This is a genomic window from Pseudomonas sp. A214 (genome assembly GCF_900156295.1).
Lineage (GTDB): Bacteria > Pseudomonadota > Gammaproteobacteria > Pseudomonadales > Pseudomonadaceae > Aquipseudomonas > Aquipseudomonas rhizophila.
Genome location: NZ_LT707062.1, coordinates 1073417 through 1088439, shown reverse-complemented (window position 1 = coordinate 1088439; position 15023 = coordinate 1073417). Strand labels below are relative to the sequence as shown.

The window sequence follows — 15023 nt, the reverse complement described above, 5'->3', positions numbered from 1 at the left end:
CCGGCCGGCACGTCCGGCACACTCGCTCATATGAAAGGACCGCTACATGAAAACCACCGAAAAAAACGAAGCCGCTGCCCTCACTGTTGAGAAGAACCCGAACCGTCCAGTTATCACACTGGACACCCCCATTGTCCGAGGCTCGACCGAAATCACAGAGGTAACGCTGCGCAAACCGGTCTCCGGGGAGCTGCGCGGCGTCACGCTGACCGATCTGCTGCAGATGGACGTGCTCGCATTGCGCAAGGTCTTGCCGCGAATCACCACACCGACTTTGAATGATCACGAGATTGGGAACATGGACCCGGCCGACCTGGTGCAGATGGCCACCGAGGTCGCCGGTTTTTTGCTGCCGAAGTCGGCGAAGGTGGATGCATCCCTCGTTGCGTAGATGACGCCATGGCGGATATCGCCGTGATTTTCCACTGGGGGCCAGCGGAAATGGATCCGCTCCCCCTGACCGAACTGATGGACTGGCGCGAACGCGCTCGCAAGCGAAGTGGGGCGAAAGATGACTGACAAGCTGCGGCTAGAATTTTTGCTGTCGGCGATCGACAAGGTCACCGCGCCACTCAAGCAAATCAGTGCTGGAAGCAACGCCACGTCTCGCGCCTTGAAAGCAGCGCGGGACCAGCTCAAAGAGCTCAACGCCCAGCAGTCCAACATTTCCAGCTTTACCAAGCAGCGAGAAGCCGTCCGTCAGTCGTCCGAGGAGCTGGCCCGGGCACAGGACAAGTTACGCGGATTGCGCGAGCAGCTGCAGAAGATGGACGCCCCCTCTGCCGCGTTCCAAAAGACATTCGTCAACGCAACTGCCGCTGTTGAAAAGCTGACGAATAAACACAACGCTCAGCGATCGGAGCTGCAGCGCCTGATCCCCCTTATAAAATCGACCGGCGCCGACACCCGAAACCTGGGGACCACCGAACGACGGTTGAAGACGGAGATCGAGGCGGCCAACAGAGCCATCCAGTCGCAAAAAGACCGCCTTACCGCGCTCGCAAAACAGCAGGAGCGCGTTTCCCGCGCGCAGAAAAACTACTCCCGTGGCCGAGAGCTTGCCGGCAACGCCGCTGTCGCCGGTGCGAGTGCTGGAGCCGTGGGGGCTGCCACGGGCATACCCATCTTGGGGATGGTCAAAAACTACTCCCGTTTTGAAGACGCGATGGCGGGCGTAGCCAAACAGGTCGAGGGGGCCCGGGATGGAAACGGCCAGCTCACCCAGACCTATTACGAGATGGCCACCGCCATCAAAAAAATGTCTGAGACCATCCCCATGGCCACGACGGACATCGCGGCGCTGGTGGAAGGCGGCGCCCGGATGGGTATTCAGGGCAAGGATGACCTACTCGAATTCGCCCGGGTCGCAGCCACTGCCGCGACGGCATTCGACCTGCCGGCAGAGGAAGTTGGCGAGAACCTGGCGCGGATCGCGAACCTCTACAAGCTGCCTATTAAAAATGTCAGTCAGCTCGGTGACGCGATCAACTTCCTCGACGACAACGCCATGTCGAAAGGCGCGGACATCATTGACGTGATGCAGCGCACGGCGGGCATCACGGCATCGGTCGGCATGTCCTTCAAGGACGCCGCCGCTTTGGGCTCGACCTTCCTCACTCTGGGCGCGTCTTCGGAGATCGCGGCATCAGCAACCAACGCCATGATCCGCGAGCTCGCGATCGCAACGCAGCAACCGAAGCGGTTTGTCGAGGGCTTGAAGTCCATTGGTCTTGAAGCAAAGGCTGTCCAGGACGGCATGTCTAAGGACGCTACGGGCACGATCAAGACCGTGCTCGATGCCGTCAACAAACTGCCAAAAGGCGAGCAGCTCGGGGTGATGACCCAACTGTTCGGCAAAGAATACGGAGACGACGCCGCGAAACTTGCCGCCAACATGGAGGAGTACCGTCGCCAGCTTGAGCTGGTGAACGGGGCGGACAATGCGCCAAAGCGGGATGGGTCCATGCAGCGCGAAGGCGATATTCGTGCGGACCAGCTCTCCGCTCGATGGGAAATGTCTCAAAACCGTATGTTCAACCTGAGCAGCGCCCTGGGCGCCACGCTACGGCCAGCACTGATTGAGCTGATCACCGGGTTCAACGGGGTCCTTGAGCGCGTCAACGCGTGGGCGACGGCGAACCCAGGCCTGGTTTTGGGAATCCTCAAGGTTGGTGCAGGCATCGCTGCGTTGTCGATCGGCTTCAGCACGGTCGCCCTCGCCCTGGCCACCACTCTCGGGCCATTTCTCGCTGTCCGGTATGGCCTCTCACTAATCGGGATCCGCCTGCCTTCGCTGATCGGGCTGTTGGTCAATCTGGGCTCCAAGGTGTTGCCCCTGGTCGGCCAGGCGTTCTTGTGGATTGGTCGGCTTTTCATGGCAAACCCGATCGGTTTGGCGATTACAGCGATCGCCGCCGCTGCGTATCTGATCTATGCCAACTGGGACAAGGTGAAGGCCTATTTCGCAAGCGCCTGGGCCGAGATCAAACTGGGGTTCAGCGGCGGGATCAGCGGCATCCTGCAGACGCTGGCCAATTTCAGCCCCATCGGCCTGGTCTACCAGGCCTTCTCGGCGGTGATGAACTACATGGGCGTCGAGCTGCCGACTCGCTTCACCGAGTTTGGCGGAATGATCATCGCCGGCCTGGTCAACGGCATCACCAATGCCATGGGATCTGTAAAGACCGCCATTTCTGACGCCGGCAGCAGCACCGTCGACTGGTTCAAGGAAAAACTGGGCATACACAGTCCGTCCCGGGTGTTCGCCGAGCTGGGCGGTTTCACCATGGCCGGTTTGGCGCAAGGCGTGACTGAAGGTCAGAGCGGACCAATGGAAGCCGTCAAAGCCGTAGGCGAGCTGATGACTAAGGCGGGAACCGTGACCATCGGCGCTATCACCAACGCAGGCGCTGCATTGAACCCGACCGGGGCCGGTGCCAAAGCGGAAAGCGGCGGCATGCTCGAATCAATCATGGGAGCGGGCAAACGCCTGGCCCAAGCAGGCGCAATGGCCGTGGGTATTGGGGGCGCTCAGGGCGCGATCGCCGTTGATAATCGTCCGCCAATCAGTCCTGCAGCAGCGCCAGCTGCAGCGCAGATGGCGCCGGATCAAATCATCATCAACATTCATGCCGCCCCGGGCCTGGACGCCGCCGCGATCGCGCGCGCCGTGTCTGCCGAGCTCGACAAGCGCCAGCATGCAAAACAAGCCAAGGGCCGCAGCGCCCTTTTTGACCAGGAGTAAACGAACATGATGATGTCACTGGGCATGTTCATTTTCAGCCTTGAAACCCTGGCCTATCAGGAGCTGCAGCGGCAGACAGAATGGCGTCACGGCACGACCTCGCGTATCGGTACCAACCCATCACGGCAGTTTCTTGGCCGAGGGGAGGACTCCATCAGTTTGCCCGGGTTGCTCTTGCCTGCGCTCGCTGGATCCCCGCTCAGCCTCGACACACTCCGCGCCATGGCCGATACGGGCAAGGCATGGCCTCTGATCGAGGGCACCGGCCGGATCCTGGGTATATGGGTGATCGACAACATCACAGAGACCAAGACCCTATTTTTCCCGGACGGCGCAGCGCGCCGCATTGAGTTCACTATCTCGCTTAAACGGATTGATGACGGCCGCGTCGACCTCCTAGGTGCCGGCATAAGTACCGCTGGCAACATTCTGAGGAACATCCTGTGATTAACCAGGTACTGAATCGGATTGACGGCTATCTGAGCGACGCGCAGGCCTCGATACGCGAAGCAAGGGCCTATCCCCGGCCGATCTGTCGGCTCGAGGTGGACGGGCGCGACATCACAGCGGCTATCGAGAAGCGCTTGATCAGCATCGAGCTGACGGACAACCGCGGGCTAACGGCCGACCAACTCGATGTCACGCTCTCTGATCACGACGGGCGTCTGGTGATCCCACCTAAAGGCGCAACCCTGCGCCTGTGGCTTGGCTGGAGCGATACCGGGCTAGTCGACAAGGGCACTTATACAGTCGACGAAACCGAGCACAGCGGCGCACCCGACCAGTTGAACATCCGGGCTCGCAGCGTGGATCTGAGTGCGGGGCTGAAAGTGAAGCGGGAGCGAAGCTGGCACGACGAAACAATTGAAACAGTCGTGCAAGCCATCGCCGGCGCCTACGGGTTGGGTCCGTTGGTCAGCGCTGCCCTCAGCGCCATTCAGGTGGTGCATCTGGACCAGGCCAACGAATCGGATGCGAACCTGCTCTCACGCCTGGGACAAGAGCATGACGCGATCGCCACGGTGAAAGCGGGCAAGCTGCTGTTCATGCCGATCGGCAACGCCACCAGCGCTAGCGGCCTGACGTTGCCACACATCACCCTGACCCGCCGGGACGGCGATCAACACCGATTCCTGCAAGCGGATCGAGACAGCTACACGGGCGTACGGGCGTTCTATTACGACGTCAACAGTGCCGAGAAAAAGGAGGCAATCTCCGGCGGCGGCGACAACATCAAGGATCTGCGTCACTCCTACACCGACCAGAAAAGCGCTCTGGTGGCTGCCCGGGCCGAGTGGAACAAGCTGCAGCGGGGAAATGCGACGCTGAGCTATTCGTTGGCACGCGGCCGTCCGGATCTGACGCCAGAACTCACCTACTCGCTGATCGGCATTAAGCAGGAAATAGCGGATGTGGTCTGGCTGGGCGGCAACGTGAAACACAGCTTCACACCTGAGTCTTTCACGACGAGCTTGGAGCTGGAATCAATGTTGCCGGACGGGGACGAAGTCGCCGAACTGGCGAACGACAGCGGCGACCACACCGGGGTTATGGCGTGGTATCGAGACGAGAAAACCGGGCAACAGCAAAAGCTCAGCGAAGGTGATCAAAGTAGGCCAAAGCGCCTGACACACCTGTATGAAAGCAAGGCGTCGGCACAACGAGCATTGGCAAGGGAGTACAAGCGGCTGCAAGCCAAGAACGGGGCAGCTGACACAGGCACCCCGACGTGATAAGCCGGGGTGCGGTGAGTGGGCCGGACGTTAATCCGTTTGCGCCATCATTTCCGCAATGCGGCGTAAATGGTTCTGATCCGTCTCTGACATTTTGCGGTACATGCTCAACAAAATGCGTTCCAGCTGCGTCAGCTGAAAATTGGAAGGCTCCTTTTCCCGAACGTCCTGTTCAAACTGCTCCAAAGCGCCTCGATCCAACATGCTCACTACTCCTAAAAGTCGCAGAGGATCGGCTAGATCGCAATTTTCTGAAGCCTCAGGTGAGCATTCTTTCGTATGGCTGCGGCAAGGAAAGTGACGCAGGTTCACTCCAGCGGGAGCGTGCCCTGAGATTCTCTTGCCGCCGCTTCTGCCAAGCCGGTGGCCACTCGATGAACCACAACCTGATCACCAGGACTCAACGAACGGAAGCAGCTCAGCACCTCATTTTCGATAGAGGTATGCGTCCCAGTAGCCGTATCCCGCCGACCAAAAAGCACATACATCACGTCCACACCAATTTTCGAAATTGCCAACAGGTAAGCCGTGTCCGGCCTCTGTCGATCATTCTCGTAATTGCCCTGGGAATTGCGTTTTACACCGCCTATGTCGGCGAAGTCGTTCTGATTGATGCCAAGTCGGTCGCGCTCTTCCCGGAGTCGCTCGCCCAAAGTTTTTTCCAAGGAATCTCCGCTCACACAAATTTTTGGCACAAGCCGCTTTACACAGCCAAATTCTTGGGCATAATGATGGCACACACAACACGATTGAACACACATGAACACTATGCCCGTCCTCCTTACAGCCGAGCAAGCCCGTGCAGAACTTGATCGCAACGGCATAACCATTGCGCAGTTCTGCCGGGAACACGGCTTGAACAAAAATTTGGTCAGCGATTTGTTGAACGGTCGCAAGAAGGGCGTACGAGGCGAGGCCCGACGAGCAGCTGTGCTCCTCAGAATCAAAGACGGCGTGATCTCAAATTAATGGCAGTCGGCCCGGCGAGAAACCAGAAGATGAAACGCACCGTTCTAGAAACCCGCAGGCAGGTCGTAAGCGCAGTGATCTGCGCCTATCCGGGTGGTCGTGATTGCGCTGCTCCGCGCTTGGGTATGTCGGTGAAGAAATTCGATAACCACGCCTACGAGAACGCCGGCAGCCGTCCGCTTACCGATGAGCAGATCTGCTTACTGGAGTCACAGACCGGGACAACTCACCTCCCCGACTTCGTCTGCAACCTTTACGGCGGGGTGTTCGTTCCGGTTGCTGAAGCAGGACAGATCGACAACCTCGACCTGTACGCCCGATCGATCAACACAGCAGTAAAGCGTGGTCTCGTCGACGCCATCATTTCCAAGGCGCTGCAAGACGGCGTCATCCAGGACGACGAGGTGCAAGCCATTCTTGCGGCGCACCGCGCACACGTAGCAGCCAGACATGAAGAGATCACCGCAGTGATCGTTCTGCACCGGGAAAACCCGGGCAGCCAGGAATCGAAATAGGCGCTGGAAGCGTCGACATTTCTCGGCATCAGCCGAAGGCCGCGACTAGCGGCGGGGAGAAAAAGTGAGCACTTACAAGCTGGTATGCCCGCACTGCCGGGGGCGAATGCGCATCCGCACCAGTGAAGGCACGCATATCTTTTTGCGTATTGCCTACCTGCAATGCGTCAACGAAGCCTGCGGTTGGTCAGTACGAGCTCAGTTCGAAATGACCCATGAGATGAGCCCTTCGGGTATGCCAAATCCATCCGTTTGCTTGCCAGTGGCCCCTGTCGCCATTCGCCGGCAAGCGATGAAAAAGGAAGGCGAGCAACAGATGGACCTACTTGGACTGGAGACGGCGTGATGAACCACATGATCAGCGAGCAGAATCCCGAGCGTGAGTACCGCGCCGCCATGCAAGACGCCGCGCTCTGCTACATGCAGCGCCACCAGGCAGAACACCTAGGCAATGATCAGCAGTTGTTTGTCAGGACGGTTGCCCACCTGCAGACAACGCTGGAAGTTCCAATCTTTCTCGCTGAAAACCTAACGGGTTTGGCATACGGACAATTGCGTACCGGCGCAGGCCAGCGACACCTAAATCTGAAAAGCAGCACTGAAACGGTTGCGGTCCTTTCCGATCCCGCCAGCGGAAAATCGTTCGCCATACCCGTCGCGCTGATCTTCCAACACCTGGTCGACGCCTCGGGGGCGCGACCAAAAACCCCCAACAACTGACCGAATCGCTCCACCGTTTGCGTGTGGGTTTGGGTGAATTGCGCCCGAAATCAGGGAAAAAGCCATGAGCACAGCACTTTCCATCCAGATGAGCCTGAGCGAAACCCTCGCCGAAGCCTTGCTACAGGAGCTCCGTGAGCGCCTGCGACTGGGCATTCAGGAGCATTGGTATTCGGATGAATTTCGCCGCGTTCCTGATGGCATGCGCACTGGCGCAATTCTCTCGGCCTACCCCGCTCTGGCGGCTCAAAAGACAACACTCGGCGCCCTCCAGGTCGCCATCAGAAAGCAGGCATGACGATGGAACAGAAAATCCGGGCCGACGTATTGACCCGACTCGAATTCGACTACGGCCTGAAACACCGCGTAGGCACCGACTTCATGCGAGGTGGCACCTGCCCTGCCTGCAACAAGAAGGAACTGTATTCAAACTTCAACAATCCTTGGTTCATCAAGTGCGGCCGCGAGAGCAAATGCGGTCAGCAGTGGCATGCCAAAGAGCTCTACCCCGACCTGTTTGATGATTGGAGCAAACGTGCCCCGGCCACCGACGAGAGCCCTAACGCAACAGCACGCGCATATCTTGAGTTTGCCAGGGGCTTTCGTTTCGACCTGGTGCAAGGGACATTCACGCAGGAACACTTCTACGATCCGGACCTTGGGATCGGCTCCGCCACCGTGCGCTTCCCCCTGCCGAACGGCACCTATTGGGAGAGGCTTATTGATAAGCCTCACCGCTTTGGCAAGAAAAAAGCTCGGTTCACGAAAGGCGGCGGCGCGAAGGGACATTGGTGGTGCCACCCCCGTATAGACCTGTCCGACACGAAAGAAATTTGGATCGTAGAGGGTATTTTCGATGCCATTTCCTTGATCCATCACGACATAGATTCCGTCGCTGCAATGTCGTCAAACCAGTTCCCGGAGCAGTCGTTGCGTGCGCTGGCCACCGAACGGGCCGGCGACCTGCCGAAGCTGGTCTGGGCCCTGGATAACGAGCCAGGTGCGCACCGCTACACGCGTAAATGGGTGGCTATGGCCAGGGCCATGGGTTTTACCTGTGAAGCGGCTCAGATCCCCCAGCGCGATGCTCGCAAAGTGGATTGGAACGACCTGTACCAGCGGTGGGGCTTCATCGATGACGTGGATGCACGTCGTCGGCGGATCGATGCGGATGTAAAGGAAGCCAGGCACCACGGCGCACTGCTTATTGCGGAGAGCGCGTCCGAGAAAGCACTGCTCATGTACACCTGGCGCGAGCGCGAAGAGTTCCACTTTGGCTTCGATTCCCGGTTGTACTGGTGGAAGCTAGACATCAGCAAGTTCAATAACGCCATGCAGGCACTGGAGACCAGTGACAACCACGAAGAGCAGCTGCTGAACGAGAAGGCGCAACGCGAGAAGGCGTTACGTATGTCCGGCTGTGTCGTCGAAATCGCCAACTGCTACCCACAAGCGTTGTATTTCCAGCGCAACGAGATCACCGACGAGTCCTGGTACTTCTTCCGAGTCGACTTCCCGCACGATGGCGGCTCAGTGAAAAACACCTTCACCGGTGGCCAAGTCGCAGCGGCGAGCGAATTCAAAAAGCGCCTGCTCGGCATGGCCGCCGGCGCGGTGTTCACCGGAAGCGGCCAGCAGCTCGACAAGATCATGAAGGACCAGCTGTTCGCGATCAAAACGGTCCAGACGATCGACTTCGTTGGGTACAGCAAGGAATACGCCTGCTACGTGTACGGTGACCTGGCCGTGAAGGATGGCCAGGTGGTCGACGTGAATGACGAAGAGTTTTTCGAGTTCGGCAAGCTGCGCCTGAAAACCCTGCAGCGCGCGGTGCCGGTGCGGATCCAGCGCGATCCCAAGGAGTACAGCGACGAATGGGCGAAATTGCTGTGGACCTGCTTCGGGGCCCAGGGCGTTGTCGCGCTGACCTTCTGGTTCGGTTCCCTGTTCGCCGAGCAGATCCGCACTCGCTACCAGTCCTTTCCCTTCCTGGAAGCCACCGGCGAGGCCGGAGCCGGTAAGACCACCCTGCTCAACCTGTTGTGGAAGCTACTTGGTCGTGCTGGCTACGAAGGGTTCGACCCATCGAAGTCCACCAAGGCCGGCCGCAGCCGGTTGATGGGTCAGGTTTCCGGCATGCCGGTGGTGCTGCTTGAGTCCGATCGGAGCGGTGACGACAAATCCCACGCGAAGAACTTCGAATGGGATGAACTGAAGGACTATTTCGGCGGCGGCACCCTGGCTACAAAGGGCGTCAAAACTGCCGGCAACGAAACCTACGAGCCACCGTTCCGAGGCACGATCGCAATCAGCCAGAACGCGCCTGTTATCGCCTCCGAAGCCATCATGACGCGGATTGTGAAGCTTCATTTTGTGCGGCCGAACGTGACTCCCGAAAGCAGAGCCGCGGCTGACCAGCTCACCGCCCTGGATGGCAATAAGCTCAGCCACTTTCTGCTGCAGGCGGTGAAGCGTGAAAGCGATGTCATGGCCACGCTTGCGGACAAAATCCCTGCCCACGAGGCGCGCCTGCGTCGGCTTCATACGCACTGCGTCAGTTGCAACGCCGAATATCCAGCCACCAACGAAAAGGCCGCTTGCCAGCACTGCGGTAATCAGCTGAGAGGCTACATCCGCGTCGAGCGGATCGTAAAAAACCACGCCCAACTGCTCGGCCTGGTCGACTGCATTCGTTCGCTGGTACCGCTGAGCGACGCCCAGATCAGTGCTACCCAGCGCTGCATCGTCTCGATGGCCATCGAGCGCCAGAGCTCGATCAGCGCAGACCACCCGGTTGTTGCCGAATTCTGGGAAGTCTACGAATACCTGCAAGGCCTCGACGCCGACGGCCCGGTGGTCAACCACAGCAAAAAAGACAACATCATCGCCATCAACCTCAACGAGTTCGTAGAACGAGCCGCAGAGCACCGGCAAAAACTGGCCGACGTCAGCGAGCTGCGCGATCGCCTGAAGGAATCTCGCTGCCGCAAATTCCTGGAATCGAACAAGGCTGTTGATAGCGCTGTGCGTGCGTATCAGGCGACGCGGACAAACAACACGATCACCAAGTCACCCACCGTCAAGTGCTGGATCTTTCAGGCGTAGGGCTGCAACCCACGTCGAACAGCTCCAAAAGGAGAGAACCATGCAGATTCAAATCATCGCCAGCACTGATCGGAGTGATGCGAAGGGACTGCAAGAACGCGTATCCGAATTGCTCAGCGAGCTTGGAAACGACCATCGCAAAACGGTGCAAGCCGACGCCTATGGCGCCAACGGTCTGATCGACATTTTGGAGGTAAGGGCTACGGACGGCCAGCGCGAAATCATGGTGCTGAACTGCTCAAGGCTCCAGATCCAGGCGGTCCTGGATTGGCAGTCATGCGTCGAAGACGCCAATGAATTTGAAGACCTGGTGCTGTACCTGGTGCGACTACCAGACAGCTACCTATAACGCCGGCTGCAACCGGCCCCCTGAAAGGAGAGAACCATGCGAGACACAGAACAGCTTGAACAAACCGGACGTGATGCTCTTTTGGGGCAGTTGATCGGCGCGGTGGTGACGATGGCATTGATTGCCATCGTTGCTGTCCAGGTGCCGGATTTGATGATCTGGATCCTCAGCTAACCATCCGAAAAAGTCGGTGCCATGGGGCTGCAACCCCACGGCACCTGCCACCCCTGAAAGGAGAGAACCATGCAAGCCCAAACCAACAGTAGCAGCGAGGCCGAGGCTATCACCCCCGCCAACCTGAAGCGAACTATTGACCGAATCCGGCCTGCGATGGCCAGCAAGCGCCTGGATCTTCCGAGCATTTGCGATATTTGTGGCTTTGCTCGATCGACACGTCGACACCAGAGCTGCAGCAAGTTAAGGCAGCAACGCAAAACGGAAGAATGGGCGGCCTTGATGGCAGAAAAAGCGGCAGCCCGAGCAGCCCGGGAGAAACGATATGCGCGCTAGTAAGCTGGGCGCTCTGGCTGAAGCGGCTCTTCAAAATGCCCGTGCTCGAGCAGCGGGCCTCGGCCACTACGCTAAATCCCGGCGGAGGTTTTGGACCGACCAGGAAGAGATCGATCTTGCACAGCTCTACCCGGACACCCCCATGCCCGGTTTGATGAAGTACTTCCAACGGCCAGATCACGCGATATATGGGAAAGCCGCGAGCATGGGCCTGAAGCGGAGCGATGCATATCTGGCCAGCGAGCACGCTTGCCGACTGCGGCGAAACAGCGATGCCGGCGCAGCCTTCAGATTTCAGAAAGGCTTCACCCCATGGAACAAAGGCATGAAGGGCTTGCAAGCTGGCGGCCGTGCAGCTGAAACCCAATTCAAGAAAGGTTCGAAGCCTGGCAACTGGCTCCCGATTGGAAGTACGCGACTCAGTAAAGATGGCTATTTGCAGAAGAAAATCACAGACACCGGGTATCCGCCCCGTGATTGGGTGGCGCTGCACACGCTGCTCTGGGAGGAACAGCGCGGCCCCGTGCCCCCCGGGCACTGCCTGTCTTTCAAGGACGGCAACAAGGAGAACATCGAGCTCGACAACCTTGAGCTCATCACCAGGGCAGAGCGAATGCGGCGGAACACCATCCATAGGTATCCACCTGAACTCAAGGACACCATCCGTCTGCTGAACAAACTCAAGCGCGCTATCGAGACTACCGATGAAAAATAAAATGACTGACCTGCGAGACCACCTCTTTGCCACCCTGGAGGCTCTTCAGGACGAGAGCAAACCGATGGACATTGATCGCGCCAAAGCTATCGCGGAAGTGGGCAAAGTACTTGTCGACTCAGCGAAAGTGGAGGTGATGTACCTCAAGGTTATGGATGGTGATGGTAAAAGCACTGGATTCATCGAATCGCAAAAAACATTGCCGTTGGTCAACGGCCGGTGAGCCTAGCATTTGGCTCGGCAAGTTCTAATAACTCCAGCCCCGGCTGCAGTACTACACTGCCTGGGGTGCTTCAAGCGCTCGAGGGCAAACTATGAACTCCCGATCGGACAATGTCCTGGCATTTGCCGACCTGCAGCGGATTACTGGCTACCAACGCCGCTCTGATGTCGAGCGGTCGCTACGTGACCAAGGCATCCAGCTGTTCCGAGGACGCACCGGACCATGGACCACCGTGGACCTTATCAACCAGGCAGCGGGCATGAAGTCCACTGCAGCAGAGCGGTACGACACGCAAATATTATGAGGAAAGCAAGGAAGCGGAAACATAATCCGCACATTCCCACCCACATCGACCAGGCCGCTCTTCCAGCGGCCGTTTACTTCGACCACAGAAAAGGCGCCGGCCTTTGGTACACCTCTCATATGGATGAGAACGGGAAGCAGCGTCGCCGCAATATTGCGCCGGCAGACGTGTCGCTCGCCGAATTGCACCGAATCATGGAGGAAAGCTCCAACGTGGACCGGGGAACGTTGCGCTACATCTGCCAACAGTTCCACCTAAGCGATCGCTTCAAGAAACTGGCACCGAAGACACGAGACGACTACTGCTACTCCCGCGACGTCCTGCTCAACATTCCTACCAAACTGGGCGTTCCACTTGGCGATTTAACGGTCCGGAAGTTCTCGCCGGCGTTGGTACAACGCATAGTTGATCGGCTAGCTGACGAAGGCACGCCGTCGAAAGCGGCTCATGCTCTCAGGTATTTACGGAGGGTGTTGCAATGGGGTCGAAACCGGGGGTTTCTGGACGTAAACCCGGCCCTCGGCATTGAAGCTCCGATCGAGCGAAAGCGCCGTCGGCTGCCGGCGCACCAGGTGCTAGAAGACCTTCTTGATCGCGCCCGGGCGTTCGGCCGGCTGGCCAGGAACGAAAAAGGTGGTTGCCCCGAGTACCTGGCCTATGTGATGGAGATCTCCTACCTCTGCCGGCTGCGAGGCATTGAGACGATCACCCTCACCGACGCCCATGAGTTGCCGGAAGGTGTGATGACCAACAGGCGCAAAGGCAGCCGCGACAACATTGTTCGATGGACGCCGAGGCTGCGCGCTGCGTGGGACGGAGCAAAGGCGTATCGCGCCCAGGTATGGGAGCGCAGAGCAACGGCGATACCCATTCGTGCCGATCGACGCTACATCGTGGTCGCAAGCCATGGAGGCCCCCTGCGCAAGTCCAGCCTGGATACCGCCTGGCAACGGTTCATCAAATCGTCCATTGAAGACGGCACCATCACGGCAGAACAACGCTTCGGGATCCACGACTTGAAGCGCCGAGGCATCACAGACACCGTCGGAAACCGGGCCGATAAGCAAGAGGCTAGTGGCCACCGCGATGAGTCGATGATGGATGTCTATGACCTTAGTTTGCCGCTCGTTAACCCCTCAGCTGATTGAGCAATTCCGGACGTAATAAGCCTATGAAGGCCCGCCTAAACAGCGGGCTTTCGCGCATCTGGGCGTAGGAAGAAATCGTGCAACCCGTTGATTCTTATGTTGTGACGAGGTTCCTTGTAATCAGTAGGTCCCGGGTTCGACTCCTGGTGCCGGCACCATACAAAACAAAGCCCTCGCAGAAATGCGAGGGCTTTGTTGTTTCTGGAGGTTGAACCTTCCTAGGAGCTGGATAAGACCAATATCGCCTTATCAGCATCCACAGACCAAACCTTGCCTGCGCTCCTACTCGTTACAATTTCACGTCAGTACAACGTTGACGGTCGCTTGCACCGACCTATAATGCACCCCAACACACCCGCCAAGCCTAGGTTGACCCAGTCAGCAAGCTCAAATCGTGCGGGTTTTTTTTGCCCGGAGAAAACTACATGAGGCCCTTCGACAAGCCGGCCCTCAGCGTAGAACAGCAATTGGAACTGCTAAAGCAACGAGGTTTGCACATCGCCAACGATGATCGGGCCATGCGTTTTCTCGAAGTGGTCACGCTGTTTCGTCTGAGTCCCTACATGCGCCCCTTTCAGGAGCCAGACCCTGAACATACTTTCAAGCCTGGCAGCACACTGAAGGCAATCGTCGATATCTACCGCTTCGATGGTTCGTTGCGGCGCATCACCATGGATGCCATCGAACGTGTCGAAGTCGCCATACGAGCGACTATCAGCAATCATATGTGCCCTAAGTACGGGCCTGACTGGATAGCTGACGCGTCAGTCTTCTCCTCGTCATACTCACATCCCGATCTGTTGCGTCCGTTGCGGGAGCAATTGATTAAGGAACGCAGCAAACTCAGACGTGATATCGACCGCATCAAAAAGGGTCGGCAAGCCGATGGGCTCCAACAACAGCGGATAGAAAACCGCATGCGTGACAACTACTTCCGATATTACGGTGCAACCTATGCCTCCCCTGAGCTGCCACCCGCTTGGGCGGTCCTGGAAGAGCTCAGCCTTGGGACGGTATCTACCCTCTTCAATGCCATAGGCAAAAGCGCCGACAAGAAAGCTATCGCCACCAGATTCAGCTTGCCCTTCGAAGTATTGGCCTCCTGGCTCCACACGCTGACCTTCATTCGCAACTGCTGTGCCCACCACTCACGGCTATGGAACCGAGAACTCTCGATTCGACCATCCTTACCTAAAGAATGGGCCATTCCCACTGCCCCCGCCGACCAGCCTCAGCCCAAACAGCGGCTCTACGTCGTATTGACGATGCTGGCCTACCTAACCGACTTGATCAGCCCAGACAGCCAGTGGAAGCTTCGCCTGGCCGAAATCATGGATCAGCAGGAACTGGATTATTTGAGGCTCATGGGATTTCCAAATGATTGGAAAGATCAACAGCAATGGCGCCTAGCGTAGAGAAACTAGAAACAGACTGCGGTTAATTCCCTGTTTCATCATTCCAGCCAAAAATCGTGGTCGGCCCCAACAA

Annotated in this window: 21 protein-coding genes; 19 read left to right on the top strand and 2 right to left on the bottom strand. The window is 58.0% G+C overall.

Annotation, left to right across the window (positions count from 1 at the left end):
* Positions 1-46 precede the first annotated feature (46 nt).
* Genes BW979_RS04850 through BW979_RS04830 form a run of 5 tightly spaced genes read left to right on the top strand, consistent with a single transcriptional unit; the run spans position 47 to position 4977 of the window.
* Positions 47-391: a phage tail assembly protein gene (locus BW979_RS04850; protein ID WP_231990605.1), complete on the top strand. Its 345-nt coding sequence runs from the start codon at positions 47-49 to the stop codon at positions 389-391.
* Between the two features lie 8 nt (positions 392-399).
* On the top strand, positions 400-519 hold the full coding sequence (locus tag BW979_RS04845; RefSeq protein WP_076383311.1) for a GpE family phage tail protein: 120 nt from the start codon (positions 400-402) through the stop codon (positions 517-519).
* Positions 512-3244, top strand: a complete 2733-nt coding sequence (locus BW979_RS04840) for a phage tail tape measure protein (protein ID WP_076383310.1) — start codon at positions 512-514, stop codon at positions 3242-3244. The genes BW979_RS04845 and BW979_RS04840 overlap by 8 nt, the downstream gene beginning before the upstream one ends.
* A 6-nt stretch (positions 3245-3250) precedes the next feature.
* Positions 3251-3691, top strand: coding sequence for a phage tail protein (locus BW979_RS04835; protein ID WP_076383309.1), 441 nt, complete (start codon positions 3251-3253; stop codon positions 3689-3691).
* Entirely contained in the window at positions 3688-4977 is a 1290-nt protein-coding gene (locus BW979_RS04830; RefSeq protein ID WP_083714361.1) for a phage late control D family protein, read from the top strand. The genes BW979_RS04835 and BW979_RS04830 overlap by 4 nt, the downstream gene beginning before the upstream one ends.
* 30 nt (positions 4978-5007) lie before the next feature.
* Here the strand turns inward: BW979_RS04830 and BW979_RS27565 are convergent, their stop codons facing one another.
* Positions 5008-5181 carry a hypothetical protein gene (locus BW979_RS27565; RefSeq protein ID WP_172833783.1) on the bottom strand — a complete coding sequence of 58 codons (174 nt, stop codon included), beginning with the start codon at positions 5179-5181 and terminating at the stop codon, positions 5008-5010.
* Positions 5182-5285: 104 nt separating this feature from the next.
* Complete coding sequence (locus BW979_RS04825; RefSeq protein ID WP_076383308.1) at positions 5286-5642, bottom strand: helix-turn-helix domain-containing protein; 357 nt, start codon at positions 5640-5642, stop codon at positions 5286-5288.
* A gap of 103 nt (positions 5643-5745) precedes the next feature.
* Between BW979_RS04825 and BW979_RS04820 the strand changes: the two genes are divergently transcribed.
* The 14 genes from BW979_RS04820 to BW979_RS04760 all read left to right on the top strand — a co-directional run bounded on the left by BW979_RS04820 (position 5746) and on the right by BW979_RS04760 (position 14950).
* Positions 5746-5946 carry a DNA-binding protein gene (locus BW979_RS04820; RefSeq protein WP_076386523.1) on the top strand — a complete coding sequence of 67 codons (201 nt, stop codon included), beginning with the start codon at positions 5746-5748 and terminating at the stop codon, positions 5944-5946.
* Positions 5947-5975: 29 nt separating this feature from the next.
* Positions 5976-6461 carry a YmfL family putative regulatory protein gene (locus BW979_RS04815; RefSeq protein ID WP_076386521.1) on the top strand — a complete coding sequence of 162 codons (486 nt, stop codon included), beginning with the start codon at positions 5976-5978 and terminating at the stop codon, positions 6459-6461.
* 64 nt (positions 6462-6525) lie between these two features.
* Positions 6526-6807 (top strand): ogr/Delta-like zinc finger family protein, encoded by a 282-nt coding sequence (locus tag BW979_RS04810; RefSeq protein ID WP_076383307.1) that lies wholly within the window; start codon positions 6526-6528, stop codon positions 6805-6807.
* Entirely contained in the window at positions 6807-7181 is a 375-nt protein-coding gene (locus tag BW979_RS04805) for a hypothetical protein (RefSeq protein WP_076383306.1), read from the top strand. Before BW979_RS04810 ends, BW979_RS04805 begins: the two co-directional genes overlap by 1 nt.
* Before the next feature lie 64 nt (positions 7182-7245).
* The gene (locus BW979_RS04800) at positions 7246-7479 is read left to right on the top strand and encodes a hypothetical protein (RefSeq protein ID WP_076383305.1); all 234 of its coding nucleotides are present in this window, start codon (positions 7246-7248) and stop codon (positions 7477-7479) included.
* A 2-nt stretch (positions 7480-7481) separates the two neighbouring features.
* Positions 7482-10286: a toprim domain-containing protein gene (locus BW979_RS04795; RefSeq protein ID WP_076383304.1), complete on the top strand. Its 2805-nt coding sequence runs from the start codon at positions 7482-7484 to the stop codon at positions 10284-10286.
* 40 nt (positions 10287-10326) lie between these two features.
* On the top strand, positions 10327-10635 hold the full coding sequence (locus tag BW979_RS04790) for a hypothetical protein (protein WP_076383303.1): 309 nt from the start codon (positions 10327-10329) through the stop codon (positions 10633-10635).
* A gap of 36 nt (positions 10636-10671) precedes the next feature.
* On the top strand, positions 10672-10809 hold the full coding sequence (locus BW979_RS27380; protein WP_156893492.1) for a hypothetical protein: 138 nt from the start codon (positions 10672-10674) through the stop codon (positions 10807-10809).
* A 69-nt stretch (positions 10810-10878) separates the two neighbouring features.
* Positions 10879-11145 carry a hypothetical protein gene (locus BW979_RS04785; protein ID WP_331717222.1) on the top strand — a complete coding sequence of 89 codons (267 nt, stop codon included), beginning with the start codon at positions 10879-10881 and terminating at the stop codon, positions 11143-11145.
* A complete protein-coding gene (locus BW979_RS04780) occupies positions 11135-11860 on the top strand; it encodes an HNH endonuclease signature motif containing protein (RefSeq protein WP_076383302.1) in 726 nt (241 codons plus the stop codon). The genes BW979_RS04785 and BW979_RS04780 overlap by 11 nt, the downstream gene beginning before the upstream one ends.
* The gene (locus BW979_RS04775; protein WP_076383301.1) at positions 11850-12083 is read left to right on the top strand and encodes a hypothetical protein; all 234 of its coding nucleotides are present in this window, start codon (positions 11850-11852) and stop codon (positions 12081-12083) included. Before BW979_RS04780 ends, BW979_RS04775 begins: the two co-directional genes overlap by 11 nt.
* Before the next feature lie 91 nt (positions 12084-12174).
* On the top strand, positions 12175-12387 hold the full coding sequence (locus tag BW979_RS27750; RefSeq protein WP_076383300.1) for a hypothetical protein: 213 nt from the start codon (positions 12175-12177) through the stop codon (positions 12385-12387).
* Positions 12384-13535, top strand: coding sequence for a site-specific integrase (locus BW979_RS04765; protein WP_076383299.1), 1152 nt, complete (start codon positions 12384-12386; stop codon positions 13533-13535). The genes BW979_RS27750 and BW979_RS04765 overlap by 4 nt, the downstream gene beginning before the upstream one ends.
* A 425-nt stretch (positions 13536-13960) precedes the next feature.
* A complete protein-coding gene (locus BW979_RS04760; RefSeq protein ID WP_076383298.1) occupies positions 13961-14950 on the top strand; it encodes an Abi family protein in 990 nt (329 codons plus the stop codon).
* Positions 14951-15023 lie beyond the last annotated feature (73 nt).